Consider the following 24,360-nt stretch of genomic DNA (forward strand, 5'->3'; position numbering starts at 1 on the left):
CTTATTTTTATTGATATTGACTTTCCTGACATAAAAAAGACAGGCTATGGCAGATTCCCCCGACATCGTCCAGCGTATCACTCAACGCATCAATGCCTTTCCTCGCTCTACCATGCAGCTCGGGGCACCGTGTGATGTCGTCATGCCTGCCGCTCGGGTCGGAGATATCATCAATCATACTAGCTTTTGGTCTGCCTTAGCCGGTGCCGTGGTCGGGGCTTGCATTACCGCGGGGATTTTTGCACTCGCCTCGGTTGCCGTCGCTGCTGTGGGTATCACTGGCGGTTTAGCTGCCCCTATTGCTGCCGCTGTACTGGGAGGTGTCGCCACTTGGGCTGTTTCTGATGGTATAGAAAAAATCACCTCCGCCGTCACTAACTTTGTAAATGAAGCTATTGGCGGTGAACCCTCTGGGCCTATTTCCAAAGGGGCTGATAATGTTTTCGTCAACGGCAAACCCTTAGCGATGGTGGATTTAGCATTAAGCGTTGCCTGTACAAGACACTCCCCCGAACAAAAAATTGCACAAGGCAGCGAAACCGTCTTTGTCCATAATAAAGCCGTTGCCCGCAAAGGGGATAAAACCGAATGCAGTGCAACTATCGCTGAAGGCTCTCCTAATGTCTTTATCGGTTCTGGACAAGTCACCTATTTAGAAATGAAGTCTGAGTTTACTGGTTTTCAACGAGCATTACTGTTTGCTGTAGAGTTTGTTATTCCTCCAACCGCCCTATTTGGTAAAGGAATCGGGAAAGGATTGGCCAACTTAGGAAAAGCATTAGTCACAAAAGGCCCGCGTGCTGGTGCTGCATTAGCAGCAAAAATGGCAGGAAGAGCAGCAAAAGGCATTGCGAAAAGTGCCACTCGTAAAGCACAGCAAGCCACAAAACTGGCTAAAGCTGCAGGACGCGGTATGGCTAAGGGGGCAAAAGCGGTCGAGCGTGGCGTGGCTAAAGGGGCAAAAGCAGTCGGTAGTGGAATTGGGAAAGGTGTTAAGCAAGCAGGTAAGATTGCACGCGGAAAAACCTTAGGTTGTGCCAAGTGTGCATTTAAAGAGAATACTGGAATAAAACGCTTTAGCGAAGCCGTGAAAAAGTTTTTCAAAGGCGACCCCATCGATGTATTAAGCGGTCAAGTCGTTGAACAGCGAGTGGATTTCACCCTCGGGCAAACTATTCCCCTTTCCTTTATTCGCACTTGGGCAAGAAGCAAAGAAAACGATTTTGCCGATGGCTTATGTGGGCGTTATTGGGTCGATAATTTCTCAGAATATGCCGAAGTCTCAGATAATGGGCAACAGATTAACATCGCGACCTGTGAAGGCACTTATTTACGTTTTGCTCTGCCTCAGGGGGCAACGGGTGCGGTGAATCCTGACCATCCCGACTATACGCTGATTCGCCACCGAGACTATCTTGAGTTATTCCATCGTGAAACGCAACTTGCCAAACTTTTCTATTTTTCTGAAGTGCCTCAACTCAATCCAGATGATGAGCCAAGCGGTACAGAGACAAACGCCGATGCCGATTTCACCTATCCACCGCTAACCGATGGTCGTTACTTAATTTCCGCTTGGTTAGATACGTTTGATAATGCCGTACAGTTTCATTATAACGAACACTCGTGGTTGGAAGCGGTTTCACATACCGACGGCATTCTTCTCACCCTGAGCTACCAAGACGAGTGGCTACACCAAATTACTCGTGTCGATAACGGACAACAGGAAGTATTGGCAACCTATCAGCAAAATGAGCAAGGGGCGTTAGTGGAAAGCGATGCCTTGCTCGACTTCCATTTATTTTATGACTATGACGAGAGGTTTAATCTCACCCGTTGGGCAGATAACGATAAAACTTGGGTTACCTATGAATATGACCCACAAGGGCGAGTGATTCACAGTATTGGGGCTGAAGGATTTTACCCTGTTTGGTTTCATTATGAAAACAATCGCACCACGGTGTTAGACAGCCAACAACGTGCCACCGTCTATGACTATGACAGTCATCTCATGAAACCCCTCACCATTACCTCACCGAGTGGGGCGAAAACGCAGTTTAAATACGACCGTTATGGCAATCTCCTCACGCAAACCTTCCCAGATGGCAAACAAGTCACCTTTGACTACCTTGAACAAACAGGGTTAGTCACCTGCTTTACCGATACCGCAGGCAATCAATGGCATTATGACTATGATGAAAACGAGCAGCTGTGCAAACTGACTGACCCACTCGGGCGAGTTTGGACAAAAACAGAACAGCGTTCGCTGGCAAAAAACAGCGAAAATCCGACCGCATGTATCACCTTATTCACCGCCCCTGATGGCACCACGACAGAGTTTGTGCGTAATCAATATGGTTTATTAACCGAGGTAAAAAGCACCTTCGGTAAACAGCAACACGCCGAGCATTTTCACTACGACCCAAGGCATCGCCTTGTGGAAAGTCAGGATGCTGAACAACGCCGTATTCAGTTAAGCTATGACAATCAAGACCGTCTCACTCGCTTTACCAATGCACGAGGGCACCAATGGCAGTATGGCTACACGCCACAGCATAAACTGACACGCATTGCCCGACCAAACCAAAGCGAAGAAAAGCAACAATATGACCGACACGGTAACCTGATTCGTTATACCGATGCCAATGGGGTGGATTGGCAGTTAAACTACGGGGCGTTTGACTTGCTCATCGAGAAAATCGATGGTGAAGGCAACCGTTGGCGATATGATTATGACAAAGACAGTCTACACCTAAGCCAAGTCACTAACCCGAAAGGTGAAACCTACCGCTACACCTTCAACGAAAGCGGGCAAGTGGTAGAAGAAATCGATTTTGCCAATCATCGTTGGCGTTATACCTATAACGACAATGGCACCTTAAGCACGCTCACGGATGGCGAAGGCAATGTAAACCATTATGAATACGACAGTGCTAACCATCTCATTCGCCTGATGACGGCAGATGATACCTTTGTCTACCACTATGACAAGGTGGGACGAGTGACTGCCATTCAAAGCCTACAGGGTGAGTTGCAGTTTGAATACGACCTCAAAGACCGCATTATCAAAGAAGTGCAAAACGTGGGTGAAATCCACCGCACTTATGATGATGAAACCCAAACCCTGACTCGCACCTTATTTCTTAAAGACGAGCAAGGGCAACTTAACACCACCTCGCCGATTATCACCACCTTCAAATACAATGCCGTGGGTGAGTTGATTCAATTGGATTTACCCGAAACAAAGGGTCAAAAACACGGATTATTTTTCCAATACGACCAAAACGGCAATGAAATCCACCGCTACTCTCCTCAAGGTTTTATACTCAACCAACGTTTTGATGAGATGGATTGCTTGATTCAACAGCGAGCAGGTTGGGAGCCGAGTGCTTTTTTTGATAAACACGAACTGCGCGCCACAGGGATTGATGCCCCAAGTTTTGCCGAAGTCAACCAACGCTATGGCTACGATAAGGCTTTAAACACGATTGAAACCAAAGACAAAGGCGAGCAACGTTATTTTACCCTCAATAAAAACAACCAAATCACTCAGGTTCACAATCAAAATCATGAGCAGGAGCGTTATGGCTATGATGAGTGTGGTTACTTAACCCAACAGGCTCAGGGCTTATCCCTTGGATTTGGGATTAAGGAAGAAGAACGTCATGTTCGACACCAAGATATTTACCAACAAGGGCATCAACTCAATCGCCTTAACGACAACCATTATCGCTACGACAAAGCTGGCAGATTAACCGAAAAAACCGAAATCCGAGACGGTTTTCGTAAACAAACCACCTACTTCCGCTGGAATGCGAATAATCAACTCACGGGCATCACCAACAATCAAGGCGAAGTGTGGTATTATCAATACGATGCCCTTGGGCGACGGATTTCAAAAGCATGTCCGCAACAACAGCTGAGAATCACCTACCTGTGGGACGGCGACCAACTGGCTTACACCCAAACCGTTAAACAAGACAAACTGATAAGCCAACGCCACAGCGTGTTTCACGGCTGGCAACTCATCGCCCAACAGGACTGTTATCAGCAAAGCCAACAAACTCTAGACGGCAATAAAACTGAATGGAAGCATGAAACCCACTATGCCATCACTCAACCCAATGGCAAAGTGCTAGGTTTGCTCAGCCCAGAAGGCAAACTGAAATGGAAAGATGAAAAGCGAAGCGTATGGGGATTACTGTTCCCAAATGATTATCGCAAAACCAGCCCGCTAGACCCACAGTTTTTATTTGCAGGGCAATATACTGACCAAGAAAGTGGCTTAGCCTATAACCGCTTCAGATACTATGACCCAGAGAGTGGGAATTATATTTCGAGTGACCCGATTGGGTTGAAGGGTGGGGAAACGCCTTATCGTTACACTCAAAATGCGATGGATTGGGTTGATGTTTTAGGGTTGGCAAGATGCCATGGATTACCATCAACAAGAAAGGCTGGTGGGACAGGGAAAGCTTATGATCCGATTAATGGACAGGGTCTGTATGTTCTGCGAGATCCAATCACAAACCAAATAAAATATGTTGGTCGGGGGGATGCTTATGCGAGGGGGATTGCTCATCAAAAATCTATAGATAAGAAACATCTTATTCAAGATGTTTTAGTTCCTAATAATTTAACAAAACAAGAAGCTAAATATTTAGAGCAAGCACTAATAGAGCATTTAGGCGGTGCAAAATCCACCAATCCATTAACAAATCTTATGAATAAAATTCGTTCTTATTCTCCTTCTAATCCAAACTCAGGAACATATAATGTTGCTGGTGATTCTTTAGATTGGGCTAACGAAATATTTAATGACGTACTAAAAAAATTATAAGGAGCATATCATGAAAAAATCTTTTAATGAAGGGGATTTATTTTTTATTTCCGAAATTAAAGTTGGATTTGAAACATTAAGTCTACATGACGGAAACCGTATTGGTAAACTGATTTATATATCGTCTCTTTTTAAAGATATGATTGGTTTCTTGCCTTCAAAGGAGACATTTAAGGAAATACCAACAAATCTAGAAAATATAGAGTTCTTAGATTATGTTATCTATACTGGAAATAGTGAACTAAAGAGAGGTAAGTGGAGTATTATAGGGCATAGTGATGTTACAGAGAGAGAAATTTTACTTACAACTCGTATCACTGGAAACCATCTTATGATAAAAGACCAAGAAATTCGGTTTTACACTGAAGAAGACCGTCAAAATTACCCTAGACAAGGGATTGCAGGCTTAGGGGCGGTATATTATTACCTGAATAATTTAGAAAAAATAATATAGCTCCTCGATGCCGCTCGTTTATAACGAGTGGCTTACTCTTTTTCTTCACAGCAAGCGGTCACTTTCTCTGAATTTTGCACTTTTTTAGAATAAAGTGACCCCTTGTAGTCTAGTGGCACAATTCAAACAAAGGTTACCGCTACGACAAAGCTGGCAGATTAACCGAAAAAACCGAAATCCGAGACGGTTTTCGCAAACAAACCACCTACTTCCGCTGGAATGCCAATAATCAACTCACGGGCATTACCAACAATCAAGGCGAAGTGTGGTATTATCAATACGATGCCCTTGGGCGACGGATTTCAAAAGCATGTCCGCAACAGCAGCTGAGAATCACCTACCTGTGGGACGGCGACCAACTGGCTTACACCCAAACTGTTAAACAAGACAAACTGATAAGCCAACGCCACAGCGTGTTTCACGGCTGGCAGCTCATCGCCCAACAAGACCGTTATCAGCAAAGCCAACAAACTCTAGACGGCAATAAAACTGAATGGAAGCATGAAACCCACTATGCCATCTGCCAACCAAACGGACAAGTGCTTGCCTTGCTCAACCAACAAGGCAAACTGAAATGGAAAGACGAAAAGCGAAGCGTATGGGGATTACTATTCCCAAATGACTATCGCAAAACCAGCCCGCTAGACCCACAGCTTTTATTTGCAGGACAATACACCGACCCAGAAAGTGGCTTAGCCTATAACCGCTTTAGATACTATGACCCAGAGAGTGGGAATTATATTTCGAGTGACCCGATTGGGTTGAATGGTGGGGAACAGCCTTATCGTTATGTACATAATGTTTTAGATTTTCTTGATCCGTTTGGGCTGGCAGTCTGTCCGTTACAAAAACTAAAAGAAAAAGGATATACAGGCGTTAGAAAAACCCCAAATGGTGGCTTAGACTATTCAAAAAGTAATGCTTTATATACCAATCAGAAGAGAAGCGATGTAAATCCAATACAACGAATTGAATATACAGGCAATTACCATAAGGATTTCGAACTCGCAAATATGGCTGCATTAGGGCAAAAATCGACGCCCAAAGGGTATACTTGGCATCATCTTGATGATTATGATCCCGTTACAAATAGCGGGACTATACAGCTAGTGAAGACAGAAGCTCACACAGGCATACCGCATCGCGGTGGCGTTGCTCAATATAAAGAAGCGACTGGTAATTCGTATGTATTTAAACTTTGGTAGGAGAAATTATAATGTTAGAACTTTTAGAGCAAGAATATCCCATTACAGAAAATGATTTTAACGAATTTGAGAAATTTTTAAAAAAAACTCTCCCTTTGGAAATGAAAGAGTTTTATTTAAAATATAATGGGGGGCAACCTAGTCCGTCCTGTGTTCACGATGAAAATCATCTTTTCCCTGTAAGTGCTTTTTATTCAATAGAAGAAATGAAAAAGAGTTTAGACTGGTTTGACGATGAGAGCTTACCTGATGAATTCAAAAAAGGAGATCTGTTAGCCTTTGCCTATTTTCCAGGAAATGGTAATTATTCTTTATCGTTAAGAAAAAATGATTATGGAAAAGTGTATTTTTATGTGTTAGAAGAAAAAGCTACTATCTATGGCGAATGGAATTCTTTTAAAGAATTTATTAATAATTTTGTTGAAGATACAGAGGAATAATCCCCCGATGCCACTCGTTGATAACGAGTGGCTTATTCTTTTTCTTCACAGAAAGCGGTCACTTTCTCTTTAAATTTTGCACTTTTTTAGAATAAAGTGACCCCTTGTAGTCTAGTAGCACAATTCAAACAAAGGTTACCGCTACGACAAAGCTGGCAGATTAACCGAAAAAACCGAAATCCGAGACGGTTTTCGCAAACAAACCACCTACTTCCGTTGGAATGCGAATAATCAACTCACGGGCATCACCAACAACCAAGGTGAAGTGTGGTATTATCAATACGATGCCCTTGGGCGACGGATTTCAAAAGCATGTCCGCAACAACAGCTGAAAATCACCTACCTGTGGGACGGCGACCAACTGGCTTACACCCAAACCGTTAAACAAGACAAACTGATAAGCCAACGCCACAGCGTGTTTCACGGCTGGCAACTCATCGCCCAACAGGACTGTTATCAGCAAAGCCAACAAACCCTAGACGGCAATAAAACTGAATGGAAGCATGAAACCCACTATGCCATCACTCAACCCAATGGCAAAGTGCTTGGCTTACTCAGCCCAGAAGGCAAACTGAAATGGAAAGATGAGAAGCGAAGTGTATGGGGCTTACTATTCCCAAATGACTATCGCAAAACCAGCCCGCTAGACCCACAGCTTTTATTTGCAGGGCAATATTCCGACCCAGAAAGTGGCTTAGCTTATAACCGCTTTCGGTATTATGAGCCTGAGAGTGGGAATTATATTTCGAGTGACCCGATTGGGTTGAATGGTGGGGAGCAGCCTTATCGTTATGTACATAATGTTTTAGATTTTGCTGACTATTTCGGATTGACAACTTGTTGGACTAAAAAAGGGCGAATAAAAGATGCTGGGCTCCCGACAAAAGGAAAAATCAGATACATACCGCCAAAAAATTGGCAACCATCTATGCCATTACCTCGAAAGAATGGTGGGTATATTGATAAGTTTGGTAATGTGTGGACAAAAGGACCACCTAGAACTGCTGGAGAAGCTTTTGAATGGGATGTTCAATTATCAAAAATAGGAAAAGAGAACATAGGTTGGTTAACTAGGGATGGCTCTCATGCAAATGTTTCATTATTGGGAAGAATAACACATAGATGATAACAGTTAATATAAGATTATTTTTATATGATAATTCGGAAAAAGCGAAAAGTAAAATTATTAAAAAATTATCATCAGTATTGAATAACTATTCAATAACTGTAGATGACATCAATATCCAAATAATATTTAATACTAAATCTTGGGAATTACAAATTTATGAAATCTTAAAAATATGTAACTTGCTTGGTAGGGAATGGAATCTTTATGGTAATATAGAAGAAACGTTTGAGGCTTGGTCTAATTCACCTAAATTGGTTGGTGTTCAGTCTTTACATGTATATTGTGATAATCCTGTTATTTATAATGAAACATATTATGCATATATAAATAACTTATCTTAATAATTATAAATATAAAGCTCAGTGCAAAAGTGTGGGAAATCCACCGCACTTTTAATCACGGCTTTATCTTAAACCCGGATGCCGCTCGTTTATAACGAGTGGCTTACTCTTTTTCTTCACAATAAGCGGTCACTTTCCCTTTAAATTTTGCACTTTTTTAGAATAAAGTAACCCCTTGTAGACGGACAAATACTCGCCCTTCTCAATCCACAAGACAAAAAAGTTTGAGCGAAAGCAAAAAGCACCCTTTGGGGATTACTGTTCCCAAATGACTATCGCAAAATCAGCCCGCTAGACCCACAGCTTTTATTTGCAGGGCAATATTCCGACCCAGAAAGTGGCTTAGCCTATAACCGCTTCAGATACTATGACCCAGAGAGTGGGAATTATATCAGCTCAGATCCGATTGGGTTGAATGGTGGGGAACAGCCTTATCGTTATGTACATAATGTTTTAGATTTTCTTGATCCGTTTGGGTTGGCTGGGTGTAGTTCTTATTTAAAAAAATGGGGAAAAGGAAGAGAAGGATTTAAAAACTTCTGGGATAATTCAAGTTATGATGAATTTATGGAAGCTTGGAATAATAAATCTTTTAGAGATAACATCAAAACTAGATTAAGAGCTAATGGATTAACCATTGGTGGTGGTTATCACGAATGGTTGCCTGTATCTCAAGCGGATAAATTTAAACAAATGGGGGTGTCATTCGATGATTATATGAAATGGAGAACACCTACAAACCAAGTAGGATTTCTTGATAATTTAGGAAACTTTGGTACACACACACCAACAACATCAGCATCAAGCTTAGCTCACAAAGAATTAATTGGAATTGCAGGCAGAGTAAATTCAATATCTGACTATATCAAATATGTTCGAAAATGGAGCCAACGAAGACTTCCTAATGGAGTTTCCGATTTACCTTTTTAATTAGTTTGGAGATTTAGTATGAATACTGTTTCAATTTGGGTTGCTGAAAACATCACATTCGAATTAGCTTATTCTCTTTTTGTATATAATCCTAAAAAAAGTAAGATAAATTGTTCTAAATTTAAAAAATTATTTGATATAAAAAACACTACTTTCTTTGATGAAGAACATGTTTACATAGTTGATGAAATATTAAATGGCATAAGCATAGAGCATTTAGATAAAATTTTAGAAAAGTATGGTTTTATTGAAATTTACGGTAATTTGAAAAGTAAATTATCTAAACTTAATATTTATCAAATTAATTACATGGTAATAACACCCGATTTCGAATATAACGGCACTATTTTGGAAGTTGATGGAATTAAATTTATAGGTGCCTTTTCTTATGAATTTAATGATGACTTCTTGGATTGGTTGTTTAATGAGTAGCACCCCCGATGCCACTCATTTATAACGAGTGGCTTACTCTTTTTCTTCACAACAAGCGGTCACTTTCTCTCTAAATTTTACATTTTTTTAGAATAAAGTGACCCGTTGTAGTTAGGCTTATGGCAATACCAAACTAGCTACGCCATCTTCCAACCAAACGGACAAGTGCTTGCCTTGCTTAACCCACAAGGTAAAAAAGTTTGGGCGAAAGAAAAAAGCACCCTTTGGGGCTTACTGTTCCCAAATGACTATCGCAAAACCAGCCCGCTAGACCCACAGCTTTTATTTGCAGGGCAATATACTGACCAAGAAAGTGGCTTAGCCTATAACCGCTTTCGGTATTATGACCCTGAGAGTGGGAATTATATTTCGAGTGACCCGATTGGGTTACAAGGTGGAGAACGACCGTTTGGGTATGTGGGCAATCCGCTGGATTGGGTGGATTTGTTTGGGTTGGCTGGGTGTAAAGATGTTAAATTTAAACGCTGGAAACCTAGTGATGCAATTGATAAACCATTACCGAATGGAGCTAATCCGTCTTGGAATACAGTTAGATCGCGATATTGGAAAAATAGATACCATGCAAGCCAAGGCACAGGAGAATTTTCAGCTTCTAATATGCAAAGAATGAAGAAAGGGAGAGCTCCATTAGATGCCAACGGTAACCCAATGGAATTACATCATCATATTCCTCAAAGGTATCAACACCCAAATAGACATAGTCCTAATAATCTGAGAGAAGTAACGAGAGAGCAACACGCTTCCTTAGATCCATTTAGAAATTTAGGAGATTAAAAATGAATAATGCTTTATTAAAAATTAAAGAGTTTATTGAACATCAGATTACTCCAAAGGAGTTTGAAAGATTGATTTACAGTTCAGAGGGTTTAAAAGGTCTTATTGAGGAGTATGCTGATTATCAAGATTACATGAATGGTCTTTCTGCATATGAATATTTAACAACATTAAATTTCAGCAAAATTGAACATATAGTAAATGCAATTGATATATTGGAAAAAATTCTAAATAAAAATAAAGTTTCTTATAAATCAGATGATTATTACCAAAAAAAATTTAATTTAGTCCTAGATGCTATTCCATCTTGGGTTCCCGATCATATTGATTTGATTAACAGCTTATATGAACAATACAAACCTAATAAAACTTCAGAATTTAAAAAAGTAATTTTAGATACTTTTATTTGTTACAATAAAAAACCCAAATGGCTTCAGTCACCTGATTGGATAATAAATGAAAACAATCAACCAATGATTTTTATTGAGCAAATTGATGTAAGTAAAATTTATCATGATAAGACTTTTTTATACGTTTTCTTAGATAAAGAAAAAGATATGTATCACTTTTTAAGGCAATCGGCTTAATACTAAACGAGTTATAGAAAGAGACCCCCTGATGCCGCTCGTTTATAACGAGTGGCTTACTCTTTTTCTCCACAACAAGCGGTCACTTTCTCTCTAAATTTTGCACTTTTTTAGAATAAAGTGACCCCTTGTAGACGAACAAATACTCGCCCTGCTTAACCCACAAGGCAAAAAAGTTTGGGCGAAAGAAAAAAGCACCCTTTGGGGTTTGCTAGGGGGAAACACCCCGGATGCCGCTCGTTTATAACGAGTGGCTTACTCTTTTTCTTCACAACAAGCGGTCACTTTCTCTTTAAGTTTCGCACTTTTTTGGAATAAAGTGACCCCTTGTCGTCTCGAGTGATAACGCTAAATTATCTCTATTTCACCCCTCCCCTGCTCGTTAATTAACCATGTACTTTCCTCTTCATTCATCATAAACTATGTCTTATTTTTATTGATATTTTCTGTCTTTACATAAAAGAGACAAGCTATGGCAGATTCTCCCGACATCGTCCAGCGTATCACTCAACGCATCAATGCCTTTCCTCGCTCTACCATACAGCTTGGAGCACCGTGTGATGTCGTCATGCCTGCCGCTCGGGTCGGGGATACCATTAAACATAAAAGTTTTTTGGCTGCTTTAGCTGGGGCGGTTGTGGGAGCGATGGTCAGTGCCACACCCTATTTATTATGTGGGTTATTAGGTCCACTCGGTGTGGCAGTAAGGATTGCATTGACAATTTCTGATTTAGTTGATGATAATCCCGAACCCAGTTGGGCAGAAAAAGCAGCCAAAGCAACATAAAATTTTCTCAATGATTGTTTTGATGCCCCTGATGGCACGATTGCCATAGGAAATCCCTCCGTTTTAGCCAATGGAAAACCCATTGCAACAACACTAATTCCAAACGCCATTGCCTGTAATAACCACGACTTACAAATGATTGCCGAAGGTAGTGAAAGTGCATTCGTTGCAGATAAAAATATTGCAAGAAAAGGCGATAAAACCACTTGTGGTGCAATTATCCAAACAGGTTCACCCAATGTCTTTATCGGCTCGGGCAAAGCACAGCTTGCTAAAATTGCAGATGAATTTTCATTTGTTGAAAAAGCGATTTTAGTTGCGGTAGATATGGGGTTTCCGCCTTCAAGGAAAGGATTAAAAAATGGATTAGGGAAAATTAGATTGGGGCATAATACTATTAGTACTGCATTAAGTAATTTTTCAAACAAAGTAAGTAAAAAGAATTATAAAACCTCACCTAAAATAAAACCAGTAAAAGACAAATTGTCGCCTGGCTCACCAGAACATAAGGCTAAACGTTGGCAAGATTATAAAAACAAACGAAGTAATACACAAAAATGGAGTTATGATCGTTGGAGTAAGCAATACGATACAAATATGAAAAATTCTAAATATGGATTAGAGAGAGAAAAGTTATATCGAGAGAGACTTGGGGGGAAATCCGAAACATTAAAAACACAAGTCACATATCGACAAATAGATATTAGTAAGGGGCGATATTTAGGACAATTGAAAACAGGAAAAATATCTCTTACAAAACAAGCCAAACTAGATATTAGGAAAGACTCTTTATTACAGAAAGAAGGTTATAGCGTAGAATATATTCTTGAAAAAGGTGCTTCTAAACCGTTCTTAAAGGCTTTAGAGAAAAATAAAATCAAATACACTATAGGGGCGAAATTATGACTAAAAAAAAATTAGATAAAAATCAAGCAATTGAAGATTTTGAACTATTTCTATTTCATATTGATGACTATCTAGATGAATTAGTAGAGAAAGCCCAAGCACAAGGCTTTAATTTTGATTATTCTTTAGAAAGTCTAATTGACTTAGCAAAATATATAAGAACAAATGAGATTGTTAATGACAGAAATCACATTGCTGATTTTGCAAATTGTTGGATCTATTTAGGTGAGGTTTTTAGAAAAGAGGCACTAAATTCATATTGGACGGTAGGACTTGATGACATAAAAAATATGAACTACGGGCTATATTTCATTACAGGATATGATGAAGTAATGGCAGAATTCATTCCTATCCTTTACCTCAATAATTTTACATTGAGCAATGAATCTGAATTAGATAATGATTTTTTCTATGAACTTGTTCAATTTAAACTAAATCCAATTATTCCAGACTTAGATGAATTTCCGACAGAAGAAGATTAATACAAGCGGTCAAATTCCCTACTATTTTGCAAAGATGAAATTTCATCACATCGCCCAAATCATCGCTCACACTGGGGCATATTTCACATTAAGAAATCTGCCCCCTTTCTCTTGTGCTTTTCCAAGCAATTGCGGTCTCCACCGATTTACCCCAGCCAAAGATAAAATTGTTCGTGGCGACCCCATCGATGTACTAACTGGTCAAGTCGTTGAACAGCGAGTGGATTTCACCCTCGGGCAAACTATCCCCCTTTCCTTTATTCGCACTTGGGCAAGAAGCAAAGAAAACGATTTTGCCGATGGCTTATGTGGGCGTTATTGGGTCGATAATTTCTCAGAATATGCCGAAGTCTCAGATAATGGGCAACAGATTAACATCGCGACCTGTGAAGGCACTTATTTACGTTTTGCTCTGCCTCAGGGGGCAACGGGTGCGGTGAATCCTGACCATCCCGACTATACGCTGATTCGCCACCGAGACTATCTTGAGTTATTCCATCGTGAAACGCAACTTGCCAAACTTTTCTATTTTTCTGAAGTGCCTCAGCTCAATCCAGATGATGAGCCAAGCGGTACAGAGACAAACGCCGATGCCGATTTCACCTATCCACCGCTAACCGATGGTCGTTACTTAATTTCCGCTTGGTTAGATACGTTTGATAATGCCGTACAGTTTCATTATAACGAACACTCGTGGTTGGAAGCGGTTTCACATACCGACGGCATTCTTCTCACCCTGAGCTACCAAGACGAGTGGCTACACCAAATTACTCGTATCGATAACGGACAACAGGAAGTATTGGTAACCTATCAGCAAAATGAGCAAGGGGCGTTAGTGGAAAGCGATGCCTTGCTCGACTTCCATTTATTCTATGACTATGACGATAATTTTAATCTTACCCGTTGGGCAGATAACGATAAAACTTGGGTTACCTATGAATATGACCCACAAGGGCGAGTGATTCACAGTATTGGGGCTGAAGGATTTTACCCTGTTTGGTTTCGTTATGAAGAGCATCGCACCACGGTGCTAGACAGCCAACAACGTGCCACCGTCTATGACTATGACAGTCATCTCATGAAACCCCTCACCATTACCTCACCGAGTGGGGCGAAAACGCAGTTTAAATACGACCGTTATGGCAATCTCCTTACACAAACCTTCCCAGATGGCAAACAAGTCACCTTTGACTACCTTGAACAAACAGGGTTAGTCACCTGCTTTACCGATACCGCAGGCAATCAATGGCATTATGACTATGATGAAAACGAGCAGCTGTGCAAACTGACTGACCCACTCGGGCGAGTTTGGACAAAAACAGAACAGCGTTCGCTGGCAAAAAACAGCGAAAATCCGACCGCATGTATCACCTTATTCACCGCCCCTGATGGCACCACGACAGAGTTTGTGCGTAATCAATATGGTTTATTAACCGAGGTAAAAAGCACCTTCGGTAAACAGCAACACGCCGAGCATTTTCACTACGACCCAAGGCATCGCCTTGTGGAAAGTCAGGATGCTGAACAACGCCGTATTCAGTTAAGCTATGACAATCAAGACCGTCTCACTCGCTTTACCAATGCACGAGGGCACCAATGGCAGTATGGCTACACGCCACAGCATAAACTGACACGCATTGCCCGACCAAACCAAAGCGAAGAAAAGCAACAATATGACCGACACGGTAACCTGATTCGTTATACCGATGCCAATGGGGTGGATTGGCAGTTAAACTACGGGGCGTTTGACTTGCTCATCGAGAAAATCGATGGTGAAGGCAACCGTTGGCGATATGATTATGACAAAGACAGCCTACACCTAAGCCAAGTCACTAACCCGAAAGGTGAAACCTACCGCTACACCTTCAACGAAAGCGGGCAAGTGGTAGAAGAAATCGATTTTGCCAATCATCGTTGGCGTTATACCTATAACGACAATGGCACTTTAAGCACGCTCACGGATGGCGAAGGCAATGTAAACCATTATGAATACGACAGTGCTAACCATCTCATTCGCCTGATGACGGCAGATGATACCTTTGTTTACCACTATGACAAGGTGGGGCGAGTGACTGCCATTCAAAGCCTACAGGGTGAGTTGCAGTTTGAATACGACCTCAAAGACCGCATTATCAAAGAAGTGCAAAACGTGGGTGAAATCCACCGCACTTATGATGATGAAACCCAAACCCTGATTCGCACCTTATTCATTAAAGACGAGCAAGGGCAACTTAACACCACCTCGCCGATTATCACCACCTTCAAATACAACGCTGTGGGTGAGTTGATTCAATTGGATTTACCCGAAACAAAGGGTCAAAAACACGCATTATTTTTCCAATACGACCAAAACGGCAATGAAATCCACCGCTACTCTCCTCAAGGGTTTATACTCAACCAACGTTTTGATGAGATGGATTGCTTGATTCAACAGCGAGCAGGTTGGGAGCCGAGTGCTTTTTTTGATAAACACGAACTGCGTGCCACAGGGATTGATGCCCCAAGTTTTGCCGAGGTCAACCAACGCTATGGCTACGATAAGGCTTTAAACACGATTGAAACCAAAGACAAAGGCGAGCAACGTTATTTTACCCTCAATAAAAACAACCAAATCACTCAGGTTCACAATCAAAATCATGAGCAGGAGCGTTATGGCTATGATGAGTGTGGTTACTTAACCCAACAGGCTCAGGGCTTATCCCTTGGATTTGGGATTAAGGAAGAAGAACGTCATGTTCGACACCAAGATATTTACCAACAAGGGCATCAACTCAACCGCCTTAACGACAACCATTATCGCTACGACAAAGCTGGCAGATTAACCGAAAAAACCGAAATCCGAGACGGTTTTCGCAAACAAACCACCTACTTCCGCTGGAATGCGAATAATCAACTCACGGGCATAACCAACAATCAAGGTGAAGTGTGGTATTATCAATACGATGCCCTTGGGCGACGCATTTCAAAAGCATGTCCACAACAGCAGCTGAGAATCACCTACCTGTGGGACGGCGACCAACTGGCTTACACCCAAACCGTTAAACAAGACAAACTGGTAAGCCAACGCCACAGCGTGTTTCACGGCTGGCAACTCATCGCCCAACAGGACCGTTATCAGCAAAGCCAACAAACTCTAGACGGCAATAAAACTGAATGGAAGCATGAAACCCACTATGCCATCTGCCAACCAAACGGACAAGTGCTTGCCTTGCTCAACCAACAAGGCAAACTGAAATGGAAAGACGAAAAGCGAAGCGTATGGGGATTACTATTCCCAAATGACTATCGCAAAACCAGCCCGCTAGACCCACAGCTTTTATTTGCAGGACAATACACCGACCCAGAAAGTGGCTTAGCCTATAACCGCTTTAGATACTATGACCCTGAGAGTGGGAATTATATTTCGAGTGACCCGATTGGGTTGAATGGTGGGGAAACGCCTTATCGTTATGTACATAATGTTTTAGATTTTCTTGATCCGTTTGGGTTGGCTGGGTGTGCAAAGTACCGCCAAATATATCTTAAAGCATTCCCAAGAATGAAAAAGTTCATCGGCACAGGAAAACTTGAAGTGCATCATAGAATACCTCAAATATTTATTGGAAAAGGAAGATTGTTTCCAGAATCCATGAGAACATCATTGTCTAACTTACAAGGCTTACCAAGAGATATTCATAGAAAGATAGTAACTCCAGCTTGGGAAGCTTTCCGTAAAACGGATCCTAATGCCACAAGAGCAGAAATAGTTAAATTTGCTATGGATATGGATAAAAAAATTGCTGAATATATTAATATAATAAATTAATGGAGAGAAAATGAATAAAGAAAAACTATTATCTAAAATTAACGAACTATCTTCTAAAAGTGAACTCGTTAAATTTTATCCCTCAAATCCAATAAATGTTATAAAGGGAATGGGGCGTATTATTGGAGAAACAGATAAACAGCATATTGATTTTCTGAAAATTTTTAATGGTATGTCAATCTTAGACTATTGTTTTTGGGGTTTCAAAAATCCTAAACTAGAACCTAGAAATATATATGAAGAGATGATGAATGTATGGCAAAGAAATAATTTTACTACATTTAATTTCTGGTGTATCGCTGGTAATAGTGTTGGGGAGTATTTTGGATACACCTCTAAAAAGAATAGCGAAGGCAATCATTTTATAGCTTATTTAAATGAAAACAATCCCGAAGAGATTATTATTGTATCTTCGTCATTTGATATTTTTCTAGAAAAATTCATATATTCATCATTAGAAGCCTTAAAAAAAGATAGTGAAACTCTAGATATTGATTACTCTATTTTCTTTGACCAAAATAAAAAAATTATTGGTGATATCGAACTGAAAATTTATTTAGAAGATAAATCTGATATTATTAATTTAATTGATTTACATAAGAAAAAATAGATTATAATACCACAAACTCATGTTTAATAAATTGCTTAATTCCTTTTTCAACAGCGAGCAGGTTGGGAGCCGAGTGCTTTTTTTGATAAACACGAACTGCGCGCCACAGGGATTGATGCCCCAAGTTTTGCCGAAGTCAACCAACGCTATGGCTACGATAAGGCTTTAAACACGATTGAAACCAAAGACAAAGGCGAGCAACGTTATTTTACCCTCAATAAAAACAACCAAATCACTCAGGTTCACAATCAAAATCATGAGCAGGAGCGTTATGGCTATGATGAGTGTGGTTACTTAACCCAACAGGCTCAGGGCTTATCCCTTGGATTTGGGATTAAGGAAGAAGAACGTCATGTTCGACACCAAGATATTTACCAACAAGGGCATCAACTCAATCGCCTTAACGACAACCATTATCGCTACGACAAAGCTGGCAGATTAACCGAAAAAACCGAAATCCGAGACGGTTTTCGTAAACAAACCACCTACTTCCGCTGGAATGCGAATAATCAACTCACGGGCATCACCAACAATCAAGGCGAAGTGTGGTATTATCAATACGATGCCCTTGGGCGACGGATTTCAAAAGCATGTCCGCAACAACAGCTGAGAATCACCTACCTGTGGGACGGCGACCAACTGGCTTACACCCAAACCGTTAAACAAGACAAACTGATAAGCCAACGCCACAGCGTGTTTCACGGCTGGCAACTCATCGCCCAACAGGACTGTTATCAGCAAAGCCAACAAACTCTAGACGGCAATAAAACTGAATGGAAGCATGAAACCCACTATGCCATCACTCAACCCAATGGCAAAGTGCTAGGTTTGCTCAGCCCAGAAGGTAAACTGAAATGGAAAGATGAGAAGCGAAGCGTATGGGGCTTGCTGTTCCCAAATGACTATCGCAAAACCAGCCCGCTAGACCCACAGCTTTTATTTGCAGGGCAATACACCGACCAAGAAAGTGGCTTAGCCTATAACCGCTTCAGATATTATGACCCAGAGAGTGGGAATTATATTTCGAGTGACCCGATTGGGTTGAGTGGTGGGGAAACGCCTTATTCATATACTCATAACCCTATTGGGTGGGTGGATCCTTTTGGCTTATCCAGTTGCCAACTGAGCAAAGCCATGGAAAATGCTGGCATAGTGAGACCAAAACACTCAGCCGCACATCATATTGTCCCCGAAACAGCAGCAGGTGCAGAACCAGCCAGAAAAATTCTTAAAAAACACGACATTGATATTAACTCAGAATTTAATGGAGTGTTTTTACCTAGCCGAGCTAACACCGACAACTTACCTGGCATTTTACATAATGGCAGACACCCTAATCGCTATATTAATGAAATTAATAAAAGAATTATCGCTGCCGATAAATTAGGAGGTAAGCAAGGTGTAATTGATGAATTAATAAGTATTAGGGAGCGTTTAGGAAATGCACCAAGAAGTGCTGATTGGAGAACGGTATTATTATGAAGAAAATATATTCATTAACAGGCGAATACACTGAAAATAGTTCATTTATAGAAATTTATCCTGATAATCAGGAAAGTATTATAGGAAGAGCTATGGAGCAACATTGGAGACCTTTTGAAAACTATAAACCTATCATTTTGAGATTATATCCTAGCGATAATGGCAAGAAAAATTATAAATTTGATTTTAGTGGAAGTTTAATACCATTTTGTGTTTTTAGCGAAAATGCTGTAGCCACATTACAAGATATTCTTTTACCATCTGGCCAGTTATTAGATATTACAACAGACAGTAAAAGAAAAAAATATTTTGGATATTATCCAATTACTAAATATCCAAAAGGAATTTTAGACTTAGAAAAATCTATTTATAAAGAGTACCCCAAAGGACTTCTTATTAGAAAACCCGTATTAAAAAGAGATAAAATTCCTGAAGATGCTCTTTTTTGTATAGAGGAAGATTTTTCTAGAATATATGTGACAGATACATTCAAAAATCTTGTAGAAATTTCGGGGTTAGTTGGTTTTAGCTTTGACAAAAATTCTGAAATAGAACTCTCATAATTACACTATAGCGTAAGTGTTTCCCTATCCCACTCGTTGATAACGAGTGGCTTATTCTTTTTCTTCACAGAAAGCGGTCACTTTCTCTAAATTTTGCATTTTTTTAGAATAAAGTGACCCCCGATGCCGCTCGTTTATAACGAGTGGCTTACTCTTTTTCTTCACAGCAAGCGGTCACTTTCTCTCTAAATTTTACATTTTTTTAGAATAAAGTGCCCCCTTGTCGTCTCGAGTGATAACGCTAAATCATCTCTACCCCCTTCCCCTGCTCGTTAATTAACCATATACTTTCCTCTCCATTCATCATAAACTATGTCTTATTTTTATCGATATTTTCTGTCTTTACATAAAAGCTTTACATAAAAGAGACAAGCTATGACAGATTCCCCCGACATCGTCCAGCGTATCACTCAACGCATCAATGCCTTTCCTCGCTCTACCATACAGCTCGGGGCGCCGTGTGATGTCGTCATGCCTGCCGCTCGGGTCGGAGATATCATCAATCATACTAGCTTTTGGTCTGCCTTAGCCGGTGCCGTGGTCGGGGCTTGCATTACCGCGGGGATTTTTGCCCTCGCCTCGGTTGCCGTCACTGCTGCCGTCGCCGCTATGAGTATCACTGGCGGTTTAGCTGCCCCTATTGTCGCCTTTGGATTGGGGTTGGGTACCACTTGGGCTGTTTCTGATGGTATAGAAAAAAATCACCTCCGCCGTCACTAACTTTGTCGATGAAGCTATTGGCGGTGAACCCTCTGGGCCTATTTCCAAAGGGGCTGATAATGTTTTCGTCAACGGCAAACCCTTAGCGATGGTGGATTTAGCATTAAGCGTTGCCTGTACAAGACACTCCCCCGAACAAAAAATTGCACAAGGTAGCGAAACTGTCTTTGTCCATAATAAAGCCGTTTCCCGCAAAGGCGATAAAACCGAATGCAGTGCAACTATCGCTGAAGGCTCTCCTAATGTCTTTATCGGTTCTGGACAAGCCACCTATTTAGAAATGAAGTCTGAGTTTACTGGGGCTCAACAGGCGTTATTTTTTGCCGTAGAATTTCTGGTTCCTCTGACGGCTTTATTAAGTAAAGGCATTGGAAAAGCCATTACACAAGCAGGAAAATCCATCGCAATGCGTGGGGCTTATGTTGGAGCTGCGGTTGTTGGTCGAGCTAAACATATATACCGAAAATCGGTTTTTAAAATTAAACGTTTAAGCTTTCCTACCAATGATATTTTGCTAAATTCGGCAAATACCCTGGATAGAGCAGGATTTACGAAAGCAGGGAGAGCATTACAAAAACACGGGAGTAGGCATAATAGCATTTTCCCTAAAACCAAAGGAAATACTTCCGAAATAAATAAGCAAGGAGAACTAAAAGTAAAAGAAATTTTAGATAACCCACTTACTAAGATAATTAGTAGACACCACGCAAAGTATGGAGAGATTATTGAATATAAGTCTCCTATTGGGGGAATAAGATTTAATCAAAATGGTAAAAATTTTATAGGATTTATTGAACCATGAAAAAATTTAATATTGAAATTGCAAGTGTTGAACACTTCGATAATTTAGTTGCTGAAGTTTGGTTTGGAGATCATTTAATTTCTGAGATCAATATGGAGCAAGATAAACCCAAAATAACATTATTCAATTCTTATGATGACATTTTATTAGAAGACTTTTATTCTGTGCTTAAAGAAGCTGTAATACGCCTAAAAGAATAACTACTTATTTATTCGTAGGTTGATTATATGGAAAAGGTTTCATTTCCACAAAATTCAGGTCTTAAACGTTATACCGAAGCGACGAAAAAGTTTGTCAAAGGCGACCCCATCGATGTATTAAGCGGTCACATCGTTGAACAGCGAGTGGATTTCACTCTCGGGCAAACTATCCCCCTTTCCTTTATTCGCACTTGGGCTAGGGCAAAAGATGAAAAACAACGTCACGGATTATGTGGTAAATATTGGGTGGACAACTTCTCCGAATATGCCGAAATCTCCGACAATGGGCAACACATCAAAATTGCCACGCTTGAAGGTGTTTATCTTCGTTTTGCATTACCAATAGGTCATTTACATTCTGAAAATCCCGACCACCCGCAATTTACTCTGAATCGCCATCGAAATTTTTTAGAACTCTATAACCGTGAAACCCAAACCTCAAAAATCTTTGAAATTCCCACTGCTCTCTTTATTGAACATAATGATGATTTGGGTTATCCACCATTAATCGACGGAATTTTTCCGTTGAGTTCTTGGGAAGACCTCTTTGGCAATAAAATCTCTTTTATTTACAACGCCAAGCAGCAACTTTGTAAAATGACCCACGATGCCGCTCGTTTATAACGAGTGGCTTACTCCTTCTCTTCACAGCAAGCCCTTAGCGATGGTGGATTTAGCATTAAGCGTTGCCTGTACAAGACACTCCCCCGAACAAAAAATTGCACAAGGTAGCGAAACCGTCTTTGTCCATAATAAAGCCGTTGCCCGTAAAGGCGATAAAACCGAATGCAGTGCAACTATCGCTGAAGGCTCTCCTAATGTCTTTATCGGTTCTGGGCAAGCAACCTATTTAGAAATGAAGTCTGAATTTACTGGGGCTCAACAGGCGTTATTTTTTGCCGTAGAATTTCTGGTTCCACCGACGGCTTTATTAATTAAAGGCATTGGAAAAGCCATTACGCAAGCAGGAAAATCCATCGCAATGCGTGGGGCTTATGTTGGAGCTGCGGTTGTTGGTCGAGCTAAACATATATACCGAAAATCGGTTTTTCGATTTAGGCAGAAATTTGCTAAAACAGCAGAAGAAGCCGCTGATAATGCTTTGCGAATGGGGAAAACGTCGGGAGCAGCAGCTGAACTACATGTAAATGGAAGAATCTATATTGGCGTAAGTGGTATGATAAAAGATACAAAAGCTTTGCATCCAACTCTTCGGGAAATATTAGACGAAATTCCAAAAAGAAATAAAACCCCATGGAGAGGAAGGTGTACAGAAATACAATGTATAGATAAAGCTTTAAAAGCAGGCCATAATTTACATGGAGCTTTAGGAAAAGCAGTTAATATAGGAACATCTGGCTCTGGGCATTTAACCCCTAAAAAGCCTTGTTTAACCTGTCAATATGTATCTGAAAAATTAGGAGTAACATTAAAATGAAAAAAGAAATTAGTGAATTGTATGGATATTTAAGTCAATGTAATGAATTTATGGATATAAAACAGTTACAATTCATTAATATTAAAATTTTAGACCTAGCAGGCAAATATCTAGATAAAGTTTCAAACAAAAAAATTCACAACATTTATGCTGAATCTAAATTATTTTGGGAATATTTAAACAATGATTTAGAATCACTAAATAACATTAAAGATAAAGCTTGGGATTTAAATGACGAACTATTTGATGATAGATTAGATTCTCTTGACGAAATTCTATTAAGATTATTGATCACAACTACTTATAATGACACTGAAAAATCTTTTTGGGATCAGGCTGTTGAGTTTGTTGAGTTATTAATTGAACAGGCAGATGAAATAGGATATTAATGTATTGTTCTTCTAACAATGCCCTATATCGTTCGTTTGTAATAACTGTCTCAATATTTTCCAACTTTACAAGACTTTAATTTTCTGTATTACTTTTACAATTTGTAAATCCCTTCAGCTAATTAACCGCTTGTCTATCACCTAAACACCAATAAATAATCAAACTCCCCGATGCCGCTCGTTTATAACGAGTGGCTTACTCTTTTTCTTCACGACAAGCGGTCACTCTCTCTGAATTTTGCACTTTTTTAGAATAAAGTGACCCGTTGTAGTTAGGCTTATGGCAATACCAAACTAGCTACGCCATCTGCCAACCAAACGGACAAGTGCTCGCCCTGCTTAATCCACAAGGCAAAAAAGTCTGGACGAAAGAAAAAAGCACCCTGTGGGGCTTACTGTTCCCGAATGATTATCGCAAAACCAGCCCGCTTGACCCACAGCTTTTATTTGCAGGACAATACTTCGACCAAGAAAGTGGCTTAGCCTATAACCGCTTCAGATACTATGACCCAGAGAGTGGGAATTATATCAGCTCAGATCCGATTGGGTTGAATGGTGGGGAAACGCCTTATCGTTATGTACATAATGTTTTAGATTTTCTTGATCCGTTTGGGTTGGCTATTTGTCCGACTTTAGTCAAAGACAGTTTAGGTCGAATAACTGAAGCCAGTGCAACGGTAACAAAAGAGATGATTGGCACAGGGACTACAGTCAATAAAGCCGCTCGTGATTATGCAAAATCACTAGGTTTACCAACGGATGATGCAGGACATATTTTAGCTAAAATTCTAGGTGGACAAGGTGGGAAAGGAAATGTGTTCCCGCAGTTAAAAGGTATCAATAGGGGGCAATATAGAGATTTTGAGAAAAGTATTAGAGATCGACTGGAACACAGTAGCGGAACATTAGATCTAAACTGGCGATTTGGATATGATGGACTAGGAAAACGACCAACAAGTATTCAATATGACGTTTATGAAAATGGGCAAAAAGTTTTAGAAGGGTTATTTGAAAATATTTAGGAGA

24 protein-coding genes are annotated in these 24,360 nt (G+C 40.3%); all 24 read left to right on the plus strand.

Annotation, left to right across the window (positions count from 1 at the left end):
* Positions 1–46: 46 nt before the first annotated feature.
* The 24 genes from ACPEEM_RS01610 (at position 47) to ACPEEM_RS01725 (ending at position 24,356) form a co-directional block, all read left to right on the plus strand.
* Positions 47–4,837 (plus strand): RHS repeat-associated core domain-containing protein, encoded by a 4,791-nt coding sequence (locus ACPEEM_RS01610; RefSeq protein WP_424407497.1) that lies wholly within the window; start codon positions 47–49, stop codon positions 4,835–4,837.
* A gap of 10 nt (positions 4,838–4,847) precedes the next feature.
* Positions 4,848–5,291, plus strand: a complete 444-nt coding sequence (locus ACPEEM_RS01615) for a hypothetical protein (RefSeq protein WP_424407499.1) — start codon at positions 4,848–4,850, stop codon at positions 5,289–5,291.
* A 263-nt stretch (positions 5,292–5,554) separates the two neighbouring features.
* Entirely contained in the window at positions 5,555–6,496 is a 942-nt protein-coding gene (locus tag ACPEEM_RS01620) for an RHS repeat-associated core domain-containing protein (protein ID WP_424407501.1), read from the plus strand.
* 11 nt (positions 6,497–6,507) lie between these two features.
* Positions 6,508–6,936 carry an SMI1/KNR4 family protein gene (locus tag ACPEEM_RS01625; protein ID WP_424407493.1) on the plus strand — a complete coding sequence of 143 codons (429 nt, stop codon included), beginning with the start codon at positions 6,508–6,510 and terminating at the stop codon, positions 6,934–6,936.
* 265 nt (positions 6,937–7,201) lie between these two features.
* Positions 7,202–8,062, plus strand: coding sequence for a polymorphic toxin type 17 domain-containing protein (locus ACPEEM_RS01630; protein WP_424407495.1), 861 nt, complete (start codon positions 7,202–7,204; stop codon positions 8,060–8,062).
* Positions 8,059–8,406, plus strand: a complete 348-nt coding sequence (locus ACPEEM_RS01635; protein ID WP_424405459.1) for a hypothetical protein — start codon at positions 8,059–8,061, stop codon at positions 8,404–8,406. Before ACPEEM_RS01630 ends, ACPEEM_RS01635 begins: the two co-directional genes overlap by 4 nt.
* A gap of 282 nt (positions 8,407–8,688) precedes the next feature.
* A complete protein-coding gene (locus tag ACPEEM_RS01640) occupies positions 8,689–9,336 on the plus strand; it encodes an RHS repeat-associated core domain-containing protein (protein WP_424406096.1) in 648 nt (215 codons plus the stop codon).
* An 18-nt stretch (positions 9,337–9,354) separates the two neighbouring features.
* Positions 9,355–9,768 (plus strand): hypothetical protein, encoded by a 414-nt coding sequence (locus ACPEEM_RS01645; RefSeq protein WP_424405461.1) that lies wholly within the window; start codon positions 9,355–9,357, stop codon positions 9,766–9,768.
* A 165-nt stretch (positions 9,769–9,933) separates the two neighbouring features.
* Positions 9,934–10,563 (plus strand): RHS repeat-associated core domain-containing protein, encoded by a 630-nt coding sequence (locus tag ACPEEM_RS01650; RefSeq protein ID WP_424405463.1) that lies wholly within the window; start codon positions 9,934–9,936, stop codon positions 10,561–10,563.
* 2 nt (positions 10,564–10,565) lie between these two features.
* Complete coding sequence (locus ACPEEM_RS01655; RefSeq protein WP_424402556.1) at positions 10,566–11,150, plus strand: hypothetical protein; 585 nt, start codon at positions 10,566–10,568, stop codon at positions 11,148–11,150.
* Positions 11,151–11,622: 472 nt separating this feature from the next.
* Entirely contained in the window at positions 11,623–11,937 is a 315-nt protein-coding gene (locus ACPEEM_RS01660) for a hypothetical protein (protein ID WP_424402557.1), read from the plus strand.
* 39 nt (positions 11,938–11,976) lie between these two features.
* Positions 11,977–12,843, plus strand: a complete 867-nt coding sequence (locus tag ACPEEM_RS01665; RefSeq protein WP_424408189.1) for a PAAR domain-containing protein — start codon at positions 11,977–11,979, stop codon at positions 12,841–12,843.
* A complete protein-coding gene (locus ACPEEM_RS01670) occupies positions 12,840–13,325 on the plus strand; it encodes a hypothetical protein (protein ID WP_424402545.1) in 486 nt (161 codons plus the stop codon). The genes ACPEEM_RS01665 and ACPEEM_RS01670 overlap by 4 nt, the downstream gene beginning before the upstream one ends.
* Before the next feature lie 34 nt (positions 13,326–13,359).
* The gene (locus ACPEEM_RS01675) at positions 13,360–17,130 is read left to right on the plus strand and encodes an RHS repeat-associated core domain-containing protein (RefSeq protein WP_424407503.1); all 3,771 of its coding nucleotides are present in this window, start codon (positions 13,360–13,362) and stop codon (positions 17,128–17,130) included.
* A 10-nt stretch (positions 17,131–17,140) separates the two neighbouring features.
* Positions 17,141–17,740, plus strand: a complete 600-nt coding sequence (locus ACPEEM_RS01680; RefSeq protein ID WP_424402991.1) for an SMI1/KNR4 family protein — start codon at positions 17,141–17,143, stop codon at positions 17,738–17,740.
* 543 nt (positions 17,741–18,283) lie between these two features.
* Positions 18,284–19,222: an RHS repeat-associated core domain-containing protein gene (locus ACPEEM_RS01685; protein ID WP_424407505.1), complete on the plus strand. Its 939-nt coding sequence runs from the start codon at positions 18,284–18,286 to the stop codon at positions 19,220–19,222.
* Entirely contained in the window at positions 19,219–19,785 is a 567-nt protein-coding gene (locus ACPEEM_RS01690) for a hypothetical protein (protein WP_424405479.1), read from the plus strand. The genes ACPEEM_RS01685 and ACPEEM_RS01690 overlap by 4 nt, the downstream gene beginning before the upstream one ends.
* A 375-nt stretch (positions 19,786–20,160) precedes the next feature.
* Complete coding sequence (locus tag ACPEEM_RS01695) at positions 20,161–20,505, plus strand: hypothetical protein (RefSeq protein ID WP_424407507.1); 345 nt, start codon at positions 20,161–20,163, stop codon at positions 20,503–20,505.
* Positions 20,506–20,545: 40 nt separating this feature from the next.
* A complete protein-coding gene (locus ACPEEM_RS01700) occupies positions 20,546–21,307 on the plus strand; it encodes a PAAR domain-containing protein (RefSeq protein ID WP_424408191.1) in 762 nt (253 codons plus the stop codon).
* Positions 21,304–21,507 carry a hypothetical protein gene (locus ACPEEM_RS01705; RefSeq protein ID WP_424402999.1) on the plus strand — a complete coding sequence of 68 codons (204 nt, stop codon included), beginning with the start codon at positions 21,304–21,306 and terminating at the stop codon, positions 21,505–21,507. Before ACPEEM_RS01700 ends, ACPEEM_RS01705 begins: the two co-directional genes overlap by 4 nt.
* A 27-nt stretch (positions 21,508–21,534) precedes the next feature.
* Positions 21,535–22,131, plus strand: a complete 597-nt coding sequence (locus tag ACPEEM_RS01710; RefSeq protein ID WP_424407509.1) for a DUF6531 domain-containing protein — start codon at positions 21,535–21,537, stop codon at positions 22,129–22,131.
* Complete coding sequence (locus ACPEEM_RS01715) at positions 22,115–22,945, plus strand: PAAR domain-containing protein (RefSeq protein ID WP_424407511.1); 831 nt, start codon at positions 22,115–22,117, stop codon at positions 22,943–22,945. The genes ACPEEM_RS01710 and ACPEEM_RS01715 overlap by 17 nt, the downstream gene beginning before the upstream one ends.
* Positions 22,942–23,334: a hypothetical protein gene (locus ACPEEM_RS01720; RefSeq protein WP_424407513.1), complete on the plus strand. Its 393-nt coding sequence runs from the start codon at positions 22,942–22,944 to the stop codon at positions 23,332–23,334. Before ACPEEM_RS01715 ends, ACPEEM_RS01720 begins: the two co-directional genes overlap by 4 nt.
* 326 nt (positions 23,335–23,660) lie before the next feature.
* The gene (locus ACPEEM_RS01725) at positions 23,661–24,356 is read left to right on the plus strand and encodes an RHS repeat-associated core domain-containing protein (RefSeq protein WP_424407515.1); all 696 of its coding nucleotides are present in this window, start codon (positions 23,661–23,663) and stop codon (positions 24,354–24,356) included.
* Positions 24,357–24,360 lie beyond the last annotated feature (4 nt).

The organism is Pasteurella pantherarum, assembly GCF_049670885.1.
Classification (GTDB): domain Bacteria; phylum Pseudomonadota; class Gammaproteobacteria; order Enterobacterales; family Pasteurellaceae; genus Pasteurella.

What these genes read in the sequence shown, in the direction of transcription:
- ACPEEM_RS01610 (WP_424407497.1), top strand. Translation starts at nt 47, where the DNA reads ATGGCAGATTCCCCCGACATCGTCCAGCGTATCACTCAACGCATCAAT.
- ACPEEM_RS01615 (WP_424407499.1), top strand. Translation starts at nt 4,848, where the DNA reads ATGAAAAAATCTTTTAATGAAGGGGATTTATTTTTTATTTCCGAAATT.
- ACPEEM_RS01635 (WP_424405459.1), top strand. Translation starts at nt 8,059, where the DNA reads ATGATAACAGTTAATATAAGATTATTTTTATATGATAATTCGGAAAAA.
- ACPEEM_RS01675 (WP_424407503.1), top strand. Translation starts at nt 13,360, where the DNA reads ATGAAATTTCATCACATCGCCCAAATCATCGCTCACACTGGGGCATAT.
- ACPEEM_RS01715 (WP_424407511.1), top strand. Translation starts at nt 22,115, where the DNA reads ATGCCGCTCGTTTATAACGAGTGGCTTACTCCTTCTCTTCACAGCAAG.
- ACPEEM_RS01670 (WP_424402545.1), top strand. Translation starts at nt 12,840, where the DNA reads ATGACTAAAAAAAAATTAGATAAAAATCAAGCAATTGAAGATTTTGAA.
- ACPEEM_RS01660 (WP_424402557.1), top strand. Translation starts at nt 11,623, where the DNA reads ATGGCAGATTCTCCCGACATCGTCCAGCGTATCACTCAACGCATCAAT.
- ACPEEM_RS01645 (WP_424405461.1), top strand. Translation starts at nt 9,355, where the DNA reads ATGAATACTGTTTCAATTTGGGTTGCTGAAAACATCACATTCGAATTA.
- ACPEEM_RS01690 (WP_424405479.1), top strand. Translation starts at nt 19,219, where the DNA reads ATGAAGAAAATATATTCATTAACAGGCGAATACACTGAAAATAGTTCA.
- ACPEEM_RS01695 (WP_424407507.1), top strand. Translation starts at nt 20,161, where the DNA reads ATGACAGATTCCCCCGACATCGTCCAGCGTATCACTCAACGCATCAAT.
- ACPEEM_RS01625 (WP_424407493.1), top strand. Translation starts at nt 6,508, where the DNA reads ATGTTAGAACTTTTAGAGCAAGAATATCCCATTACAGAAAATGATTTT.
- ACPEEM_RS01680 (WP_424402991.1), top strand. Translation starts at nt 17,141, where the DNA reads ATGAATAAAGAAAAACTATTATCTAAAATTAACGAACTATCTTCTAAA.
- ACPEEM_RS01720 (WP_424407513.1), top strand. Translation starts at nt 22,942, where the DNA reads ATGAAAAAAGAAATTAGTGAATTGTATGGATATTTAAGTCAATGTAAT.
- ACPEEM_RS01655 (WP_424402556.1), top strand. Translation starts at nt 10,566, where the DNA reads ATGAATAATGCTTTATTAAAAATTAAAGAGTTTATTGAACATCAGATT.
- ACPEEM_RS01710 (WP_424407509.1), top strand. Translation starts at nt 21,535, where the DNA reads ATGGAAAAGGTTTCATTTCCACAAAATTCAGGTCTTAAACGTTATACC.
- ACPEEM_RS01705 (WP_424402999.1), top strand. Translation starts at nt 21,304, where the DNA reads ATGAAAAAATTTAATATTGAAATTGCAAGTGTTGAACACTTCGATAAT.